This is a genomic window from Halovenus salina, from assembly GCF_026410925.1.
In the GTDB taxonomy this organism is placed as follows: domain Archaea; phylum Halobacteriota; class Halobacteria; order Halobacteriales; family Haloarculaceae; genus Halovenus; species Halovenus salina.
Window position 1 is genome coordinate 129,921 of record NZ_CP112973.1, and the last position, 20,611, is coordinate 150,531.

The window sequence follows — 20,611 nt, forward strand, 5'->3', positions numbered from 1 at the left end:
AAGGCAGAAGAAGAGAACAAAGAGTCACGAAACGGGTTCTAACATCGACCGAGCCTCAGACTCGCAATCGCTCAGCTAAGTGAACTACCCCTGCCTACTCACTCGCTTTCGCTCGTTCCTTGAGGCAGGGGCTTCCTGGTTCAACGACGCGCTTTGCAGGAACAACCGCAGTTCCCGTAGGGAGCGCAGTCTCCACAGGCGTTTCTTCGGAGTGACCCACTCCTAGTTGCGAGAGTCCGCGAGAAAGGATATTCCACGCCGCGTTTGCATCTCTGTCCGCTTCGAACCCGCAAGCAGGACAGGAGTGTTCACGAACCCAGAGCGGTTTGTCCGTCTTGACGCCACAGGACGCACACTCTTTGGTCGTTCCAGCCGGGTCAACTTCCACGAAGTGCGTGCCTTCCCGCTCACACTTGTGTTCGAGCATCGAAGTGAATGTGTTCCACGCGGCTGAGGCTGTGTTACGGCTGTTACCCGGTGATTCGAGCATTTCCTTCGTATCGAGGTCTTCGACCGCGACCAGCTCGTACTCCCGAGCGTAGTATGCCGAGAGTTTGTGAAGGAAGTCACGCCGCTTGCGCTTGATTTGCAGGTGGCACGCTGCTACCTTCTGGCGTTGGTTTTCCCAGTTTCTGGACCCGTACTCTTTGCGTGAGAGTTTCCGTTGCTCTCGTTCGAGTCGCTCTCTCTCGTCGCTGAGGTCAAGCGATTCGACCGCTGTGCCGTCTGTATCGTGGGCATACTTCAGGATGCCTACGTCGATGCCGACCATCTCGTCAGTGTCAATATCCTCTAGCGACGGCTTCGCTGGCGGGTTTGTGTCCATCTCGATACCGAAGATGGCGAACCACTCACCAGTTTTCTCTTTTTTGAGCGTGACTTCCTTGACCGTGGCGTCGTCGGGCAATGGTCGGTGGAGTTCGATTGGGATGTCCGCAAGCTTCGACAGTGACAGCACAGTCTGGCCACTCTTCTTGTCGAGTTCGAAGCCAGACTGGTTGTAGGTGAAACTGCGAAACTCGCGTGGAGACTTCCATCGAAGCTCACCGACGTTGTAGCCCTGCTGTTTGAGCTTTCCGAGTGCGTTGATATTCTTGGCAATCTGCATGACGGTGGGCTGAAGCACTTTCGAGTAGATGTTGGTGAGTGCGTCCCACCAGTCTTTGAGGTCAGGAAGTTCGTCACGGATTTTTCGCACACGCTGTTTGACCGTACCTTCAGATTCGGGGATCTGGTTGAATCGGTACAGTGCGTGGTTGTAGAGTTGACGACAGGTATCGCGGTGGTAGTCCAGCGTCTCGCGCTGGTCTTGGGTGGGCTTGAGACGATACCTGTAGTTGTAGTTCATTCTCGTTGATTTTCGATGTACTCTTTCAACACATCCAGTGAGACTTGTCCTGTCGAGATGAGACAGTACGAATCGTTCCAGAACGAATCGCCCCACAGGTCGGTTTTGAGGTCACTTTCGTACTCGTTGCGGATGCGACGAGCAGTTGCACCTTTGACGGTATTGATGAACTTCACGAGGTCTGTGGTTGGTTCGGCCCGGAACAGGATGTGAACGTGGTCGTCTTCGCCGTCAAGGTTGGTCAGTGTAACACCATACTTGTCCGCGAACCCCTCGATGACCCCGCGAATGAACTGGATTCGCTCCTCGGTGAGTACACCACGCCGATACTTGGTAGTGAGTATCAGGTGGTAGTGGAGTGAATACACCGAGTGCGCTCCAGTGTCGAGGTCGTACTCCATTGGGTTCAGTCAATATTTGTAGAGCCTAGTAGAAAGAGATTACGACTGCGTTGGCCTGTGAGCCAGCAACAGAACAGTGTAAGCAAGACGATGACGGCGCTGTATCCCCTCCCTACTGCGCTCCTTGTCCGCTGGCGCGGACTGCGGTGCTCCTTGAGGGAAGGGGGCTTAGCGCCTGCATTCAGCTAAAAGACCATTCAAGGCCCTTAACACCAACGAGGAACACGACTACCAAGAGAAGTGACGACTCCGTCGAGCAGGGGATTCTAGAATCGTTACGCGATACGCTTCGTCAGCTGACAACGCATCACGACCTTCCGCAATGTACGTACCATCCTGCTCTTTAATTGGAGCACCGAATAAAAAGAGGGGAGTTGGTGCTCAGTACCTACGAGACAAGTAATTTAAACACTATGTGTTAGCACTAGCTCTCGAAGAGCCGCCTTGTCGAGAGGGGTAATATTGTGCCGAGTGCCATCATCGGTGTAGAAAATAGACGCAGTGACCGACCGATCGGGATATTGGTCGGCGACGACATGGTAGTAGATACTGAGTTGTTTCCGGTATTCATCTTGTGCGTGCGTTGTGAGATCAGTTTTGTAGTCGATGATTTCGACACGGTCAGCTGTCACGTGGAGCAGGTCGATGATACCGCCTATCGTTATCTTCTCGCCGTCGACGGTAAGCGGAAGGAAGGCATCGATCTCGGCTCTCGTTTCACCATCGAGTGAGTCGAGTAACGCCTTCACGTGCTCCTTGTCAGGGTTGTCGCCGGTTTCGACTTCCTCACCGAGAACATACCGTTCCGCAAACTCGTGGACGTCTGAGCCGAACTCCATTCCTCGGCCACCGGTATTGCCTTCGAAGACGGCGTCATCGATGAAGGTGTGCGGTGAGTAGCTTGTCGGGCCATCAGGCTCAGGAATGTCAACCGAATACGGTGAATGCTCGCCGTCATCCGGATTGAATGCAGATAAATCGGGATCGACTTCTTCGACAGCAACGGGGAGTGCATCGAGGAACGAATTCGGGTCAGCGCCACCAGTCAAGACGAGGTGACTCTCAGCACGCGTGACAGCCACATAGAGGAGCCGACGCTCCTCGTCGTAGTTCTGAGGGAGGCAGCGATTGAGAACGTCTGTCTTCCAGCTGTCGTAGACATGAGGGACATCGTGTGCCTCCTCTGAGTACACCTTCCGCTGTCGGAGACCAATCGGGTCGGTATACGCGATATCGCTCCCACTACCCCCGGAAGACGGGAACTTGTTGGCGTTCATATTCGCCAGAATGACAATCGGGTATTCGAGCCCCTTCGTTGCGTGGATCGTCTGGACAGTCACCGCATTCGTCCCAGCCCTGGCGTCGACGTCGTGTGTGCTCCCGTCAGCAATCGCCTCCTCGATGAATCGGATCAGCTCGCCACGGGTGAACGTCGTCGTCCCGTGAACCGACTGGATAGTGTCGAGAACGACGTCAGCGGTGGGGCCGGAACGGCCGTATTGTTCGAACACGCGCCGGGCGGCCCCGCCCAACGTCTCCAGCTCTCGGAGCTCCTCTCGGAAGGCAACCATAGCTTCGGGGTACGCCTCACGCTCGATGATCGCCTTCGCCTCGTCGATCGTGTAGCCAGCTTCTTCGAGGGCCAGCGCCCACCCGCGTTCGGCGTCGCGTTCCAGGATACGCAACCACGCTAACACCAGCTTCGCGGCGTCGGTCCGAAAGACCTCGATCCCGCCCTCGTAGGCCATCGGCAGACCGAATTCACTCGCCGTATCGAGCAGATCCCGCCCGAAATCACGGGTTCGCGTCAACACGGCAATGTCGCCGTACTCTGGAGCGCGATACGTGCCGTCGTCGCCTTCTACGGCGTAGGCGTCGTTGTCGACGATTGCGTCGATCTTCTCGAGAATGGCCTCGTGTTCGTCCTCACTCGTGAGCGCCTCGATGTAACTATCGTCTCGGTCTGTATCGGCGGTCAGTGGTGTTACCTGCTCGGAGATAGCCTCCGCATCCAGTGATTCGTTCTTTGTCGCACGGGCAGTCAGCGCGTGGGTAGAGAAGTCCAAGATGGACTGCGTCGAGCGGTAATTCCGCGTCAGTTGCTTGTCGTGGACCGGCGTCGTCGGGAACGTGACTCGATCTGCGTCCCGATTCAGCTCCGCGGCAAACCGTTCGAGCCGCTCGTCGAACTCGCGGATGTTGTCGACGTCCGCGTACTGGAAACTGTAGATGCTCTGTTTCCAGTCGCCGACAACGCAGATGTTGTTCGTGCCGGCCAAAAGCAGCGTGAGTTTGAACTGTATTTCACTGGAGTCCTGGAACTCGTCAACCATCACGTACTCGTACCCCAGCTGCTCTCGAAGGTCGTGATCTTCACACAGTAGTACGAACGCGAACAGCTGGAGGAACCCGAAGTTCAGGTAGTTCCGCCGAAGCGCGAACTCAAGATAGGCGTGATACACATCGTGCACGAACCGCTTGAGTGCTGTTCGGTCCTCCTCGAAGACGCGTTCAGCGAGGTCCGTCGGGACTTGCTTGCCATCGCCGCGGATTTCCCACTTTGCGGGCGCCTCCGGGAGGTACGTCTTATCTTTACCGTACCCATTGAGCTTCTCTCGAAGCTTCGATTGCTTGCTCCCGCCGTTCCGTGGTTCATTTCGGTCGGTGAACAGCGTCTCGAATGCCTCGAAATTTCCGTCGAGGTGTGACTCGTCGTTCCGGTACCAGCCATCCGCAGTGGGGAACACACCCTTTGCGGACAGTTCCTTGATTAGATTGAGCAGCTCTGACGTCTCCGACAGCGCCGTGAAGAACTCGTCATACTCTGGGTGATTATCGATGAACTGGCCGATGAACTCACGAAACAGCGCCTGTTCGATGATTTCGTCCTCGATAATCCGTGTTGAGCCAGTGATCGTCTCATCGATTCCGAGCGATGTCGGTGCGTCGTGTCCATACTCGTCGAGCAGGTCGTGTGATAGCGAGTGGAACGTCTGGATCGGCGCGTTCGCGAGCTCCCGCATCCCATACTCACTGTGACGCACAATTCGTTCCCGCATCTCATCGGCCGCGTTGTTGGTAAAGGTCACCAACAACACGTCTTCGGGATCTACGCCATCTTGGGCCACGATATTGGCGTATCGCCGGGTAACGGTGAACGTCTTCCCAGTCCCAGCACCCGCATCGACGAGATAGAGGCCGTCAATCGCCTCGATGAGCTCGCGTTGCTCCGGGTTCGGGTCGACGCCGCTCATTGTTCACCCTCCAGGAGGAGATCTCGGTTGTCAACCCGTCGGTAGTTCGGCTCGCCGGCGAGCCCCTCGATTGGGAACGCCTCCTCGCCAGTGCGCCGCCGGTTGAGTTCCGCCAGTCGATCGTCAACAAACGATTCGAATGCATCGAGATCGGTTTTGAAGAACGCACCCTTCTGCCGGTCGGCGATTGCGCGCATCACCTGCTCACTCCCTGTTGTCACGTACTTGTACTCGCCAATCTCGGATTCGAGCCGATCAATCATCGTCTCTCCGAACTCCGATTCGATGAGTTCGTCGCTATCGGTGGTCTCGACGAGCGGCGCAGCATCGAAGAGCGCGGCGTATGTCTGATAGTCGATTTTCGAGAGGATTTTCTGGCACTTCTGTGCCCCCTCCTCACGGAGATACTCGAAGAACCCCTCCCGTCGCACGTGCTCGGTGAGTGATTCGGGGTAGTATGTTACAGTCGTCAGCGCGTCGTCGACATCGACATCTCCGGCGATCATGTCGTCGACGAGTTCGGTGACGTAGAAGAACGTGAACGAGAGTTGCTCACTCGGATGCTGCGATCGCCAATAGGTGAGATAAAGCAACGCCTGAAAGTCAGGCTCGTCTGTCGGCTCATCGACCGCGGCGTTTTTGACGATCGAGGTGGCGCTGCTCTCGCTGCCACTCTTGTAGTCAAGCAGATTTCGCTGCGACTGAACGAGGTCGATCATCCCGTTAATGCCCAGTTCTTCATCAGCAAACCGGCATTCAGTCACGGGGGAGTCGACATCCCGACCGAAGTGAGCGGCGACAGCATTGTCACCCCCACTGGACGGGGTCAGAAACGCGCCCTCAGTCGGCTGGTTCGCGTCAAGATATGAGACGATTGTTTCGAGGCTCGCACGATACTCAGTGCGCCGGGTCCGTTCATCGACGGAACGAACCAGCGGACGGACCTCATCGAGCATGAGTTCGACGACCTCTGATAGTGCCTCTTCGTCAATCTCGTCCGGATGGTTGACGTAGAACTCCGCGAAGTCGTGGAGCAGGTTACCCTCGGTGAGATACGCCTTCTCCGGACCGTCGACGATCCGGCTGAAGTAGTAGTCTCGCGGTGAGTTCACGTAGGTATTGAGACTCGACTTGCTGATCGTCTTGACCGGCTCAGGAGACACGTCAGCGGGTTCATTCTCGAACCCGTCACCGGCTCGTGCTGCTGTTTGGATCTGATGACTTGTCGAAGGCAGATCGGAGAAACGGTCGTACTCCGGTTCGAGGAGCTCTTCAAAGTACAAGCATGGCGTAACGGATGATCCCCCGGTCGCGTCTTGGACGAGATAATGTTGCTGGCTGCCGCTCTGTAACAGCAGCTGGAAGCTCTTGAGGTTCCGTGTGAACTGAGCGTCCTGATCGACCCACGGACGACGTGGTGCGGAGTGGGTCCAGCGGTCGTCGAGCCCCAGGTAGAAGACAACCTCCCGACCCACGTACGACGCCGATTTCGCGTCGGCGAGCAGAACGCCCTCGTTCTCTCGGTCGACCGGGACCTCGTAGGTCTGGAGATAGAACGACAAATCGTCGAGACGCGCTTCCGTAATTGATTTGTCGGTGATTTTGAGTGTCTCCAGTTCCTCGCGGAAGGCGTCAAGCGTCTCGTCGGCGTGGCGTTCAAACATTGAAAGGGCGTCCGAGAACGTGTACTCTTGGACGTCGTGACAGAACTCGATCAGCCACTCGAGGTGTCCATCGTCAAGCTCGTGCAGTCGCTTGTCTGTGTCAGCATCGTCGACGTCGCAATCGAAGGCCGTCAACAGCGACCGAACCTCGCTTATTCGGGTATCAGTCCCCCGGTGGGCGGTCCGGAGGAGATGGATGAACAACCGATGTTCGCTGCGATCTGTGAAGCCCGGCCCGCCAAAAAACGGGATGTCGGCCGCTTCGAGTGCGGACTCAATAAGCGGTGAGTACTCGCTTTCCTGGTCGAGAACAATCCCGACGTTATCAGCGTTCTCGTCATCTACAGAATCGACGACAGTCTCCACAATCTCTGTCGGCGAATCGTGAATCCGGAATGGTGGGAGCTCGAACGCCGTATCTGTGAAGAGGGTAACCGTGTCGTACTCGGCGGGCAGATACGCTCGTTCGAGTTGGGTAAGCATCGCCGGCTCGACGACGACCACGTCGAGATCCGAATCGATGGTCTCGTTTGTGAGTTTCATCGAGGCAGTCTCGAGTTCCGCGATTCGCTCCACAGCTCGTTCGGTGGCGTCGTCAACGTAGCCGTCATACTCGAAGATGGCGTCGTGTGACCCTCGGTGTTCCCAACACTGGAGGATATTCCCAACCGCATATGCACAGCGCTTCCAGGAGAAGTCCTCGTGATTAAGCATGCCGAGGAAGGCGAGACGGTCCTCAGACTCTTGGCGTCGACCGACTGCAAGTCGGCGTGGTGGGATCGCGAACGGGCCGAGATGCGACCGATCGAGGTGGCGGTTGAGGGCACTCGCAAGCGGTCCGTCCGGGGTGATTACCCGGTCGTATGATTTAACTTCATCGTAGAGTTGGCGTGGCGATTTGGCGCGGGGAAATGGCACGCACGTAGAATGTCATCGATGTCGGTTAAATCTTTGTCAGATAGAACGATGTGCAGTACAGAAGTAAAGACAGTGGACTGCGTCAGACGACCTGTTCCTCCAATGTATCTCGATGTACCGGGACGGTCGCCTTCGAGGCATTCGCCACGTCCGCGACATCAGATTGCGTCAGCTATCGGCCCTGCTCACAACCGGCCTTGTAGAGGCAGGCCGCTGCGAACCCGGCGGGATGGACGCCTGTCGAGACTTGTTTGCGATGACTGGGAATCTCTATGATGAGGAGGATGTCGCCGGGAATCGTCGCCGGGCAGTAGCGGAAGCGGTCACTCGAACCCTGTAATTCAAAGACGGGCTGCGCCCGGGGCGGCAGGCGATTTCAGTGGTAGGTGGGTTGAGCAGTGACAATGTCGCAGCGGCGGATGCGGTAGCTGCTCTTGGGGAAGAAGACGAGCCGCGAGAGATGGATCTACAGGATGTTCAGTACGGACTGTCCCAGCTGTCATGGCGACGAATCCTGCCTGAGATGGGTGAAACTGTCGTGTCAAAGGTGGTTGCAGCGTTGCTCGACGCCCAGGAGCGAGTATCGAAAACAGAGTTAGCTGACCTCGCAGGATGTTCAGCAAGATCACTGTCAGAACCACCCAACGAGCGGCGATTTGCGGAGTTGGAGAGTGCTGGCCTGTTGGTACGTGAAGACCGGGGAAGCGGGAAGGCAACGCTGTGGCGGTTGTGTCTCCCGTTCCGGACGGAACGACACGACGGCGAGCCGTTGCCGAGAATGTTGGTGGGGCAGAAGACCACGGCAACAGGTGGGGAATGGCACCTCTCGAACGCGGTGTCTGCGGTTCTGTTGACCAGCGCTGACGAGTACGGCGTCGAGTATGGGTTCGAGTTTGGAGGAGCGGTAGCGAGGGCAGCGTTCTGGGGGCCGCCCCCAATCGAGCGGGATGTAGGACCGCTGACGAGACAGTATCCGCCGGTTGAGCCAGTCGTCTCACTCCTGGCTATCCTGTTAGATCAAGAAGACCGTCTCGGGGGAGACGACAGGTCGTCGGTGGAGTTCGGCGTGCATCCCGACCCAGCTCAGGCGACACTCTCCGCAGCAGTCGGGTGAGTGACTGTGAACCGGTCTGTTGGTGACGAGAAAAACAGCCGTTCCCGAAACGAGTGAGATAGCGGCATCTCTCTTAGAATTGGCAGGTGGGGCTGTGCAACATACAGAGGTTGCAGTCAGCAGTTGAGGCGAGTTTATCAGTGTATAAACCTCTAATACAGCAAAGACACAATTGAATATATGACAGTCGTCGTCCCGTTCGATAATAGTGAGATTTCAAAAGCGGGGCTTCAGCGGGCGCAAGAAATTAAGAACCGTTCTGAAGCTCTTATCGCCGTGGTCGTGATCCCGAATAATAATGACAAGTATGCAAGAAATCATGATTGGCTTATTGACGACGAGGAGTTCGATCCTGAGACAATCAAGACACGGCTTTCAGAGATCGTCACGGATATTGCTCCTGATGCTCGGCTAAAGATCATTGCAACTAGCCGCTATGCGAATCCCGGGATGATTGCAAAGGAGATTCGGAGGTTTGCAAGAGATGCTGATGCTCGGGTCGTCGTCATCGGCAGTGATAATGCTGGTCGCGTTGCTGCGACAGTTGGAAGTGTCGGACGAACTGTTGCGACCGACACCGGCTACAACATCTACATCGTTCGAACACACCCCAATCGGTAAGTTGTCCCAGGGTGAACTGAACCATAGCCATGACTGGAGACACGTCTCAGAACGAGTCTATCGAAAACCGTCTTGAGACAGCTGAAGATCAACTCGACGAATTGGAGAGAGGTGAGATCAAACAGCAGATGGGTAATATCGAACAGCGGCTAGACAACATTGACAGCGTGTCATAGAATAGTCCGCATGGTTGTTTGTGTATTCGGAGTCAGCGGCTCCGAGACCGCCATCTCCATTCTCACAACAGTCGTGCGCTCCACACCGAATCACCGTTGATGCTGTCTAAATATCAGTATCCACAACGGAACGTTTTCTTTCTAACTTGTTCTATACTCCGTGCACCGGGTGCACGAGCTTCTGAATTTGTTACGGCTTAAAAGCAGTAATCAGACCGACCAAAGTGTGGGGCGTGTTCTATGACAGGCTCAACATTGAAGCTGAGCAGTCACAACTCCGAGAAGATGTTACTGAATTTGTCGAAGTACTCCGTGAGCAACAGAGAGAAATCCCACATATTGACTCCGTTGAAGGACTCTATCACCGTGTTCAATCACTCGAAGAAGATGTTGCAGCCATTCGGGAGTCACTTGAAGACGTTGTTGACGACCCTCGATGAAGTTTCACTTCCGGAGACACTTGAGAACGTCCTAAGCCACGCTCTTCGAAGTGAGTTCTCCAATTGCTGCATATGCCCCATGCCCTGTATTCAGCACTCCGATGGTGATAGTTTCTTAGGTTATTTCAAGCGAGTGATTGATATAGCGGCTCAGAGGCTGCATCTCTCAAAGAAATCGTTCGTCGGCTTCTTTTGAGTGAATCGTTGACTCCGAGGCTGTAAGCCATCCGGTATCCACATCAGATGGAACGTCGAACTCGGGAACAAATGGCTTGATGTCCAGTAAGGGTGTCTGATCGACGACATCGATACCGTTGACGGTTATTTTTGCATCTGTGACAGATTCAATCTTGACGACAGAGAGGCCGATTGGATTTGGACGCTGCGGGGCTCGCGTTGCAAACACTCCCCGCTGCTCGTCATCAAGAAACGGTTCAACCTTCAGCGAAGCAGCGTCGTCAGACGCATGAAAATGATACAGCAAGATACAATGCGTAAATCCGTCGAGATCTTGTAGCCCATCTGCATATTCCTCCTTGAGTTCGACAGCTCCCTCTACAGCAGTGTCTCCGACCGGTTGGATCGGCATTCCATCCGGTGATTCGAAGGCTGTTCGAATTACCCCGATCGGCTTGTAGCTGAGTTGATCTTCGGACACACCGGTAGTTCAGGCTCGGATTAATAAATCAATTCGTGACCGATACGCGCTGTCCATCTCTGTCTCTTACCGATAAGTTCACCGAGCCCCGAACAGACGTTTCAGCCGCTGTCGGACCCGATTTGTACTCGGAAAATCGCGGTGAGGAGCGATTCGGGCAGTGGTACCACTGGTAGGCGATTACTGAATGCGGGTAAACGAGGTCGGCAAAATCGTTCCATAAGGGGGTTATATCTGTAGGTATCGGGATTTGCAGTCGAATTCATCGATGCTGACAGCGACTCTATTTGTGGGTAAGAGACAGCTTTCCATCTTGCACGGGAACTCGTGACAAATTCCGAAGCAGATAGCTGCTTCGTTAGATTAGGCAAGACATCCCAGAGAGTGAGATTAGGGCTAGGAAGTTATTCGTGCGGTAGTTGAAGATTCGGCATGCGGGCACGTAGTTCAGTCTGGCAGAACAGCCGGATCAAGATCGGCTCACCGGGAACGTGAGTCCGCGCGGCACGTTCTGCGGCCATCGGTCAGTGATCCGATCATCCGGACGGCCCTGGGTTCAAATCCCAGCGTGTCCATCTTTACTCCTGTGCAACATTCGCGCGGTCTATTCAGCACTCGCTGCATCGTTCTATACAAGGCTCTTACCGAAGACACCTATGGAAACGCTGCTACCTACACAAACCACCGTTAACGACAAAATAATTACGCCGTCTCTGAATCTGCTATTGCCACAGCCGACAGGCGGCCCCTATCGTGATGCGGTGCGGTTGCTGTCTGGCGAAAGCAGTCGCTCTTGGAGGGCCTCGGCCGGCCACTGAGGGCCGCTGGCGGCCCTCAGATTCCACGTCTACGCGCTTACACCAGGTGGATCGTACACTTCGCCTCGGTCAAGCATGTGGTAGATCGATACCAGCATCTTCCGAGCTGTCGCCACGATTGCCTTCTGTGAATTCTTCCGACTCGCTAGCCGCTCGTAGAAGCGACTCAGATACTCGTCGTTACATGTGTGAACTGCCGTATGAGCAGCCTGGACGAGCAGCCACCGGACTCTCCCAAATCCACGCTTCGAGATGCTCCCCTCGATCCGCGAGTCGCCTGACTCGCGGATCACCGGATTCAACCCGACGTAACTGACAACTTCTTTGTCACCGTCGAACCGATCAATCTCACCCAACTCTGCGTAGATCGTCAACGCCGTATAGTAGCTCACACCGGGAATCGTCATCAGCGACTGAGTCTCCTTCAGAGACCCAGCGCGCTCTTCGATTGTTTCGTCAAGGCTCTGAATCTCTTCGGTAAGCGTCTCTATCAGCTCAATGTATGACTCTAGCAACGAGTCCCATGGCGTCGGGAGCGAGAGTTCCCGCAGGAACTCTCGTCCCTCTTTGTTCAACGGCTTCACCTCCTCAGTGATGCCATGATCCGAGAGGAGTCCGTGGATCTTATTGGCGTACTTGGTACGGTTTTCGACTAACGTCTGTCGCCCGCGCACGAGTGCGCGGGCTTCCCTGACTTCGTCAGTGGGAACGTAGCTCTCCGGCACGGAGTTCAACCGCACCATCCGCGCAAGCTCTTTTGCGTCGACGCGATCGGTTTTCTTGTCAGTATCAGCAATCTGGTTCAGCTCTTTCGGATGAGCAACAGTCACATCCAAATGCTCCGACAGCGTATCGTGGATGTGGTAGTAATTGCTGGTCGCCTCAAGCGCGGCTTGTGCGCCAGCGTACCGCTGGGCAAGGTCGTCGAGGTTCGCGTTGCGCGGCATCCGGGCTGTAGCGCCCATGACTCGGCTTCTTTCGCACACGGACCAGTCAGTGAAACGTGCTCTGAGGCACGGTCTTCGGTTCGGTCTCTTGCGCCCCATGTCTTAGTTCACGCTCTCATGGAGTAGCAGCGTTTCCATCGAGTCAGTGAAACAGCAGAATCTCTCGGGAGATCGGTTGGTCGGCCAGTGCAAGATGGAGGGCGCGTATTCATCACCAACTACGAGCTGAGAGCGGCAAATTCCGCTTCCGTTATACGCCCACAGATATATATCTCTCCCAGTTATTATAGTAAGTATCTCACAATATTGACCTAGAGAGATGGACGTATGAAGCAAATCAACGGAAATCAGGTGTAAGTCGATGACATCCAGCGATACAAAAACCGACTATTCAAGCCTTTACAACGCAATCTGTAGTAGTATCTCTGAGCCCGTTTGTGTGTTTGCTGTCGAACAGAATGACACTACCCACTCATTCGTGGTTGAAGATAACAATACTATCCACAGCGAACAGACAGGGATCGAGAGAGACAATCACGGTGGCCAACCACTGGACGATTTGTTAGCTGCTGAAGATGCAGCCGCGCTTCGTGAACCACTGGGAGACTGTGTTGAACATGTCGAGCCTATTGAACAGACCGAAACCATCAGTTGGCCGGCATCGACAGTGTCGTGGGAGACGACGTACACGCCTGTTGTCCAGGACGGAACTGTCGAAAAGATTGTGGCGACCTCTCAGACGGTCTCAGAATCTTCACCGCCTGATAGCCACCAATCGAATCAGCAGGAAGTAGCGCAACTCACAGAACGGCTCAAACTCGCCATCGAAGGCGCGGGGATCGGCGTCTGGGACTGGGACATGACGACCGATCATGTCGAGTACAACGAGCAATGGGCTTCGATGCTCGGCTACTCACTTGCGGATATCGAGCCACATCTCAGTGCTTGGGAGAGTCGAACCCACCCAGCAGATGCTAAGCGGATCAAAACAGCCTTGGAGAATCACGAGCAGCAAGCAACCGAATACTACGATACAGAACATCGGATGAAAACCGCGAGCGGCGACTGGAAGTGGATCCGTGATATCGGAACTGTCGTTGAGCGAGATGCCGATGGCAACCCGATCCGTGCCGTTGGAATTCATATCGATATCGACCAGCAAAAGACCGCCCAGCAGGCACTCGAAACTGAGCGAGATATGTTCAAACAAGGGCCCGCAGTTGTCTTCCGCTGGGGCGATGACGCTGGTTGGCCTATCGAATATGTCTCAGATAACGTCAAAAGCACGTTCGGCTATACGCCAGCTGAACTGCAGTCAACTGATTTTATCTCACTCGTTCACGACGAGGACGTACAACAGGTCAAAGAGGGGTTTAGTAAAAAGAGAAAAGATGATACTGAGTTGGTCAGCCTGGATCCCTATCGGATACGCGATGCTGACGCGAACACCCGCTGGGTAAAAGAATATACCAATGTCGCTCCAGACGAGACTGGAGACACCTCACTTGTCGGCTATCTAATCGACATAACAGAGCAAAAAGAAGATCAACGGAAGCTTGAAGCACGCGAGCAGAAATATCGCAATCTGTTTGAGCATAATCGTGATGCGCTCATGCTCATTGATCGTAACGGGTATCTCGATTGTAACGAGCAAGCACTTGAACTGTTTGGAATCGACTCCGTCGACGAGTTCGTCACGTACGCCCCGGGGGATCTGTCACCTACGACACAGCCCGACGGACAATCCTCACAGGTGGCTGCGAGTGAATGGATTGATGAGGCGTTTGAGTCGGGCGAGGCATTCTTCGAGTGGGTACATCAACGCCCCGATGGCACAGAGTTCCCAGGGGAGGTGAAACTCACCCGATTCAATTATAATGGCAGATCAGTTGTACATGCCCTCGTCCGCGATATCTCTGCGCGAAAAGAGCGGGAGCAGAAACTCAAACAATTTCAGAAGGCCGCCGAACAAACCGGTCACGCGGTGTATATTACCGAGACAGATGGGACTATCGAGTATGTGAATCCAGCGTTTGAGGCGATTACCGGATACAGCAAAGCCGAGGCCATCGGTCATGAGCCAAGTATCCTCAAATCTGGCGAACACAGCGATGACTACTACGACGAGCTTTGGGAGACGATCCTCGCCGGTGATCAGTGGGAAGATGAAGTGATTGATGAACGGGCAAACGGTGAGGAGGTCGTACTCAACCAGAGCGTCTCACCGCTCACCAATGCTGAGGGTACCCCGGAGAAATTCGTCGCAGTGGCGAACGACATCACTCAACGGAAAGTCTACGAACGTCAACTAGAGGAGCAACGTGACAATCTGAATATTCTCAATCAGGTACTGCGTCACGATATCCGGAATAATCTCCAGTTGATACTCGCGTATACGGAGATAGTTGCGGACACGATAGATCATGATGAGGCAGAAACGCATTTGCAGACCGTCCACGAAAACGCAGAGCATGCCGTTGATCTCACAAATGTGGCCCGAGAGATGGCAGCTGTCATGCTTTCAGCAGACCACGAGCTTGAGCCGATTAGTATCCGCTCGGTGGTAACCGGTGAGGTTGAACAGATCCGTGAGGCATACCCAGAAGCCAATATCATCACTGCCTCAGAGATCGAGCCCGTGTCCGTACGAGCCAATGAGATGTTAAGCTCAGTATTCCGAAATCTACTGAAAAATGCGGTACAGCACAACGACAAAGCAGTCCCGACAGTCGCAGTATCATCGGTGGTAGAAGATGAGCAAATCAGGATTCGGGTTGCAGACAACGGGCCTGGTATCTCTGACGCTGCAAAGGCAGATATCTTCGGAAAGGGTGAAAAAGGTCTTGACAGCGAGGGCACCGGCATTGGCCTCTACTTGGTCAAGTCGCTAGTTGAGACCTACGGTGGTGATGTGTGGGTCGAAGATAGAGAGAGCGGTGACGCCGTTGCCAACCAGACGGCTAAAACGGCTACAACTGAAGGGGCCGTATTCGTTGTTGAGCTACCGACGGTACGAAGGGTCTAAGCCAGGTTCTACTTTGTTAGCAGCTATTGGAGAGACGGCCTTGTTGAAATCCTTAGAAGGTAACAGGTTCACTTACTGAATGCTGATTGATGGACGATGTTCCGAAATCCAACCTGCTTCGGTTTGTCGAACGAACACTCGAGTTGGCGCAACAGGTGATTGCCCGCTACTCGTCGAAATACTCCAAACGACGATACACCCGCCCTCAGCACGTTGTCTTGCTCTGTCTCAAGGTGAAGAAAACGACCACATACCGGGACCTCGTTGACGAACTCATCGAGATGCCTCGCATTCGTGATGCCCTCAACCTTGATTCGATCCCTGCACCATCCACACTCTGCAAAGCGTTCGACCGCTTGGAGATGGCCGTATGGCGTGTTCTGCTGCGGGTCTCACTCGTTGGACTTCCACTGGATGGCGTAACTGGCATCGATGCGTCCGGATTTGAGCGAGCGCATGCCTCAGCCCATTACACCAAGCGAACCAATCTTACGATACAACAGTTGAAGACGACGCTATTGGTCGATACCGCGACCAACGCAGTGCTCGATATTCACGTGACGACAACACGGAAGCACGATACACAGATTGCACCACAGGTTGTGAAGCGCAACGCGGAATCGATTACGGTACTAACCGGAGACAAGGGGTATGACGACCAGAAGCTCCGGCATCTCGCTCGTGATCACGACGTTCGACCACTCATCAAGCACCGTGAGTTCTCGTCACTCCACAAGGCGTGGAACGCACGACTGGACACTGACCTCTACCATCAACGGAACATGAACGAGACAGTCAACGCGGCGATCAAACAGAAATTCGGTGCATTCGTACGGTCGCGTGTCTGGTGGAAGCAGTTCCGCGAACTCGTCATCAAATGCGTCGTTCACAACATCGAGCGGGAGATATTCTGATCTAACTGGAATTACACGTATCCTCGATTCTCACGGTTTGGACAAGACCCCGAGAAACTTTCTGTACCGTAGGAAAAGTTAGGGTATGACACTGGTCGTTCCATTCGATGGGTCTGACCTCGCTGAAGCAGCACTTGTCCGGGCAACTGAGTTCGGGAACGTATTTGACGAAGATGTGCTGGCTGTAAGTGTAATCCCAAAGGAAAATAAGGACTATGCCAGAGAACACGGCTGGATCGAGCAGGACGAAGAGTTTGATTTGGAATCTGTTGTATCAACATTACACGAGCAAGTGACCGACCTATGTCCAAGTGCCGATTTCCGACATAAAGTTGTAGATCGCTATGCACCATCTGGCTCTATAGCAAAACGTCTACGGAAAGTGGCACGGGAAGAGGACGCCTCAATGGTCTTCCTCGGTAGTGAGAATGCCGGCCATCTCGTTTCAGCGGTGGGTAGCGTAGGGTCAACTGTTGCGACAGATGAGGCCTACGATGTCGTCATCGTTCGAGACCGGAGCCCTGCTAAAATTGCCAAACTCAAAAATGCCTCGCCGTTCAAAAACCCGAAGTCGGATTTTTATTTTCTCGGGTGAATGCCGAATCTATCAGTACTGGAGGATTTCAACAAGGCCAAGCGCTTAGACGACATCGACTTCCGAGAAGGCATCGTCGACGATGTCTTCGCTTGGCGCGTTTAGGTAGGGTTCGATGGCCTGGAAGCTACTCCACCCGCCAACTTGCATCACAACGCGCGGGTTCATCGCTTCGTCGACGAGGAGGCGCTGGGCGAACCGTCGCCGGAGGTCGTGGGTACTGACCTTACGGAAGTCCTCGACACCGGTTTCTGCAACTGCACGCTCGGCGGTGCGCTTGACGACGGCGCGGACACCGGGCTGTTTCAAATCAATAAAGGGGTCTCTCGGTGAGATGTTCGCGCTGTTCTGAAAGCGCTGGAGATCGCGCTCGACGCTGTTCGGGAGGAAGGCATTCCGTGGTTTTCCACCGTTCCCGCTGGTGTCTTTCCCGGCCTCGATGCGCAGTCGGTACTGTCCGCCCTCGCTCTTGGTGATATCGCTGGGTGTGGGCTGTGGAATTTCAAACGCACGCAGGCCGACGTACGCGCCGAGTTGGATGATGATGTCATCGCGCTGGCTGCGGGTCGCCCGTCGGAGGTCCTCGATCTCTCTGTCGGTGAGCCATACTTTGTGTTCATCGCCGCTGGTCGATTCGATACGCATTACGATTAGTACAGTTTCCGACACTAAAGTATCTAGCGGCTGGTACAATCGGGGGTATACACACCGGATTTCGAGTGAAACTCGGGGAATCTATTACGACTTATCAGAAAAACCGTGAATCTATGTCTTCTTCTTGTCCGAGTGAGAAAATGATACATCGCACTGCGAGTCTTGCACCGGAACTCGTTTCAGTTACACGAACTCAAATCGCTCGGTATCGTACAGAAGCACGGGTTGTTTGTGCAGCGAAACGCTCAAATGATCTAACTGAAAACGCTTGGGTATGGGGCCGGTTGCGTACCGAGACCAAATTTACGAAATATTTGCAGATCCGAACACAGAATTTGAGACTCAAATCAAGCAGGCCCTTGATCTCGGTACTGAATATCTCAACCTTTCAGTGGGCTTTTTTACGCGTATCACTGACGGCACGCAAAAAATTCTTCACGCAACCGGAGACCATCCGCTTATCCAACCCGGGGAAAGCTGCCCGCTCGATGAAGCCTACTGTCGTCGAACCATCGCAATTGATAGCCAACTCGCCATTGAGGACGCACATGCGTCCACAGAGATTCCCGACACTGCTATTGAGACGTTCGGTTTGGGGGCGTACATCGGCGCGAAAGTCATCGTCGGTGGCGAAGTGTATGGGACGGCGTGCTTTGCTGATACAGAGCCACGCGAGGACCCCTTTGTTGACGCAGAACGGTTCTTCGTTGAACTGATCGCTAGACTCGGTGGGCAAGCCATCGAACGGCGGAGCTACGAACGAGAACTCGCACAGCACGAAGAGCGGTTGAACGAGCAAGAAGAAATATACCGAGCCGTCATTGAGGCCAATTTCGACTCCATCTTTCGGTTCGATACTGACGGAATGTTCACATATGCGTCCGAAAGCGTCCGCGATCTGTTGGGCTATTCACCAGCAGAACTTATTGGCCAACCGGTAACGATCACCCATCCGGATGCACAGACCAGCGAGCGGACGTTGAAACATCGCTCACAGATACTGAGCGGGGAGCCAGCCGAAGCCCAAGATTTGCCACTAAAAAAGAAATCAGGTGACATCATCTATACGGATATTCGCGGTGTCCCGATCTATGACGGGAGCGTGCCGGAGTCGGAACGCTCCGAGGACGACATCGTCGGGATACAGATATTGATCCGTGATGCAACAGAACGTCGCCAGCGGGAAGGGCTCATCAGCGTGATCAACCGAGTGCTTCGACACAACGTGCGAAACGAGATGTCTGTGATCCGGACTTGGGCAGAGGTGCTTGCCGAAGACATGGATGCGGAGCAGGCTACCAAAGCAACAGCGATCAGGGCAGCTGCGACGCGGTTGCTTGATCTGACCGAATCTGCGCAGCAAATCGAACAAAATCGTGAGATTTCGCCCGAGTTGGAGTTGACGGATATTATTCCGCTGGTCAATCGTATTGTCACTGAGTGTGAGACACGGTATCCAGACGTCTCATAGTGATTAGGCAAGTGATTTGCTTATCGAGATCTTAGAGCCTGTAATGGGTCGGCTTGACGATGTCACGCTCGAAGAACTCTACAAGCTCAAGGACCAGATCGACGAAGGAAAGCCGCGAGAACGTGTTCTCGCGGCGATCGGCCGCAAGCAAGGCGATCAAATAGACACGCTGGCTGAGCGCCACGGTGTTGTTACGCGAACGATTCAAAATTGGCTCAATCGGTTCAAGGAACAACCGATTGAGCAAGCTCCTTACGACGCTCCCCGACCAGGTGGTCCGGCTAAGATCGATGGAGCAGAGCGCGAGCAACTCTTCGAACAACTACAACAGCCACCGACTGAACTCGGCTACGACCAACAAGCTTGGTCAGCGAAACTTCTGCTTCACCACGTCAAAGAGGAGTATGGCGTCGAATACCACGAAACATACGCGTATGACTTATTGAGAGAGGCCGGGCTGTCCTGTCGGACAGCACGGCCTCGCCACCACGAGGCCGACCCCCAAGACAAAGCCGAGTTCGAAGACACAGTCGAAAAAACGCCCCGAACTGAGCGAGAAAACTGTCGTTGTCGTCGATCAATTCACCAAACACGTTGGCACTGTCTTGCGGCGTGGCTGGTTCCCGATCGGCTCGAATCCAACTGTCGAGACTTCGACTTCGTGGGAGTCGGTGACAGTGCTGGGCGCTGTCACCGACGATGGCGACAGCTTCTATTGCTGGACGGACGAGAACCTGACCCGGTTCCACGGAATCCGACTGTTAGAAGCGCTACAAGAGCGCTTCGGTGACGAGTTGGTGGTGTTTCTTGACCGGGCAGGCTACTTCTGGGCACGGGATCTCTGGGAGCACGTCAGCGGCACCCGAGCGACCGAAACTGTCGGAGACAGTTCGGTCGCGTGCGTACGTGGTGACGATCTCGAGGTCTGGTACTTCCCGTCGAAGCTTCCCGAATTAAACGCCGTCGAAGGCTGCTGGGACCAGCTTCAGGAGTGGTTCAAGCATCGACTCGTTCCTGATCTCTCGACGCTGGAAGAGTATCTTCGACAAGGGCTGAGCACGATCAACGAACCAGATATTTGGCCATATCTCACCAGCAAATATTTGTCCTAGTCACTATCAATAACTGTTGACGCGCCGGATAAAGCGATCGCGGAAACGCTTCCACGCGTTGAAATAGCGCTATTTGAACTTGTGGACAACGCCGCAAAGCATGGGGGAACCCCTGCATCCGTCGGAATTGAGGTGGGTGTTTCGGACCTTTGGATCACCTGCCGAATATGCGATGACGGGCCGGGACTTCCAAATACAGAACGGGACGTCTTAGAAGCGGGCGAAGAGACACCGCTTGTCCATGGACAGGGGCTTGGACTGTGGGTGAGCTATTGGATTATCACGACGTTAGATGGAGAAATCGAAGTCACGGAAGCCGATCAAGGAACGACGATCGAAATTCGGTACTTCACGAACGAGTCGACACAGCGTGATCTGAACGCCACAAACGAATCACTTTCTGTATGATTTTGGGGGAGATTCTCGCAACCACTGTGAAAGAACGGACGGCAGAAACGAGCTACCACACCAAACGGACGAG

15 protein-coding genes, 1 tRNA gene and 2 pseudogenes are annotated in these 20,611 nt (G+C 54.4%); 10 read left to right on the plus strand and 8 right to left on the minus strand.

Annotated features, from left to right (window positions below; genetic code table 11):
• Nucleotides 1–94: 94 nt before the first annotated feature.
• From OSC37_RS17535 to OSC37_RS17555, 5 genes and pseudogenes are all read right to left on the minus strand, one after another.
• A complete protein-coding gene (locus OSC37_RS17535; protein ID WP_267164249.1) occupies nt 95–1,348 on the minus strand; it encodes an RNA-guided endonuclease InsQ/TnpB family protein in 1,254 nt (417 codons plus the stop codon).
• Complete coding sequence (gene tnpA / locus OSC37_RS17540) at nt 1,345–1,749, minus strand: IS200/IS605 family transposase (RefSeq protein WP_267164250.1); 405 nt, start codon at nt 1,747–1,749, stop codon at nt 1,345–1,347. Before tnpA ends, OSC37_RS17535 begins: the two co-directional genes overlap by 4 nt.
• A 404-nt stretch (nt 1,750–2,153) precedes the next feature.
• Nucleotides 2,154–5,003 carry a UvrD-helicase domain-containing protein gene (locus tag OSC37_RS17545; RefSeq protein ID WP_267164251.1) on the minus strand — a complete coding sequence of 950 codons (2,850 nt, stop codon included), beginning with the start codon at nt 5,001–5,003 and terminating at the stop codon, nt 2,154–2,156.
• On the minus strand, nt 5,000–7,585 hold the full coding sequence (locus OSC37_RS17550; protein WP_267164252.1) for a PD-(D/E)XK nuclease family protein: 2,586 nt from the start codon (nt 7,583–7,585) through the stop codon (nt 5,000–5,002). The genes OSC37_RS17545 and OSC37_RS17550 overlap by 4 nt, the downstream gene beginning before the upstream one ends.
• An 82-nt stretch (nt 7,586–7,667) precedes the next feature.
• Nucleotides 7,668–7,832, minus strand: a pseudogene (locus OSC37_RS17555) (transcription initiation factor IIB family protein); the annotation flags it as partial.
• Between the two features lie 144 nt (nt 7,833–7,976).
• Between OSC37_RS17555 and OSC37_RS17560 the strand changes: the two are divergent.
• Entirely contained in the window at nt 7,977–8,699 is a 723-nt protein-coding gene (locus OSC37_RS17560) for a hypothetical protein (RefSeq protein ID WP_267164253.1), read from the plus strand.
• Between the two features lie 180 nt (nt 8,700–8,879).
• Complete coding sequence (locus OSC37_RS17565) at nt 8,880–9,320, plus strand: universal stress protein (protein WP_267164254.1); 441 nt, start codon at nt 8,880–8,882, stop codon at nt 9,318–9,320.
• A gap of 782 nt (nt 9,321–10,102) precedes the next feature.
• On the opposite strand, the gene tsaA is transcribed toward OSC37_RS17565, so the two are convergent.
• On the minus strand, nt 10,103–10,594 hold the full coding sequence (gene tsaA / locus OSC37_RS17570) for a tRNA (N6-threonylcarbamoyladenosine(37)-N6)-methyltransferase TrmO (RefSeq protein WP_267164255.1): 492 nt from the start codon (nt 10,592–10,594) through the stop codon (nt 10,103–10,105).
• A 436-nt stretch (nt 10,595–11,030) separates the two neighbouring features.
• On the opposite strand from tsaA, the gene OSC37_RS17575 reads away from it, so the two are divergent.
• A tRNA-Leu gene (locus tag OSC37_RS17575) sits at nt 11,031–11,169 on the plus strand.
• A 272-nt stretch (nt 11,170–11,441) separates the two neighbouring features.
• On the opposite strand, the gene OSC37_RS17580 is transcribed toward OSC37_RS17575, so the two are convergent.
• The gene (locus tag OSC37_RS17580) at nt 11,442–12,458 is read right to left on the minus strand and encodes an IS110 family RNA-guided transposase (RefSeq protein WP_368409598.1); all 1,017 of its coding nucleotides are present in this window, start codon (nt 12,456–12,458) and stop codon (nt 11,442–11,444) included.
• Between the two features lie 262 nt (nt 12,459–12,720).
• On the opposite strand from OSC37_RS17580, the gene OSC37_RS17585 reads away from it, so the two are divergent.
• The 3 genes from OSC37_RS17585 to OSC37_RS17595 all read left to right on the plus strand — a co-directional run bounded on the left by OSC37_RS17585 (nt 12,721) and on the right by OSC37_RS17595 (nt 16,893).
• Nucleotides 12,721–15,384 carry a PAS domain-containing sensor histidine kinase gene (locus tag OSC37_RS17585; protein ID WP_267164256.1) on the plus strand — a complete coding sequence of 888 codons (2,664 nt, stop codon included), beginning with the start codon at nt 12,721–12,723 and terminating at the stop codon, nt 15,382–15,384.
• A gap of 89 nt (nt 15,385–15,473) precedes the next feature.
• Nucleotides 15,474–16,298: an IS5 family transposase gene (locus OSC37_RS17590; RefSeq protein ID WP_267164257.1), complete on the plus strand. Its 825-nt coding sequence runs from the start codon at nt 15,474–15,476 to the stop codon at nt 16,296–16,298.
• 85 nt (nt 16,299–16,383) lie between these two features.
• Nucleotides 16,384–16,893: a universal stress protein gene (locus OSC37_RS17595; protein ID WP_267164258.1), complete on the plus strand. Its 510-nt coding sequence runs from the start codon at nt 16,384–16,386 to the stop codon at nt 16,891–16,893.
• A 45-nt stretch (nt 16,894–16,938) separates the two neighbouring features.
• Here OSC37_RS17595 and OSC37_RS17600 read toward each other — a convergent pair whose 3' ends face one another.
• Nucleotides 16,939–17,538, minus strand: a complete 600-nt coding sequence (locus OSC37_RS17600; protein ID WP_267164259.1) for a site-specific integrase — start codon at nt 17,536–17,538, stop codon at nt 16,939–16,941.
• Nucleotides 17,539–17,821: 283 nt separating this feature from the next.
• Between OSC37_RS17600 and OSC37_RS17605 the strand changes: the two genes are divergently transcribed.
• The 4 genes and pseudogenes from OSC37_RS17605 (at nt 17,822) to OSC37_RS19045 (ending at nt 20,538) form a co-directional block, all read left to right on the plus strand.
• Nucleotides 17,822–19,018 carry a PAS domain S-box protein gene (locus OSC37_RS17605; RefSeq protein ID WP_267164260.1) on the plus strand — a complete coding sequence of 399 codons (1,197 nt, stop codon included), beginning with the start codon at nt 17,822–17,824 and terminating at the stop codon, nt 19,016–19,018.
• Between the two features lie 43 nt (nt 19,019–19,061).
• A pseudogene (locus OSC37_RS17610) lies at nt 19,062–19,508 on the plus strand (helix-turn-helix domain-containing protein); the annotation flags it as partial.
• A 58-nt stretch (nt 19,509–19,566) separates the two neighbouring features.
• The gene (locus OSC37_RS17615) at nt 19,567–20,130 is read left to right on the plus strand and encodes a transposase (protein WP_382187581.1); all 564 of its coding nucleotides are present in this window, start codon (nt 19,567–19,569) and stop codon (nt 20,128–20,130) included.
• Between the two features lie 36 nt (nt 20,131–20,166).
• Nucleotides 20,167–20,538 carry a sensor histidine kinase gene (locus OSC37_RS19045; RefSeq protein ID WP_382187561.1) on the plus strand — a complete coding sequence of 124 codons (372 nt, stop codon included), beginning with the start codon at nt 20,167–20,169 and terminating at the stop codon, nt 20,536–20,538.
• Nucleotides 20,539–20,611 lie beyond the last annotated feature (73 nt).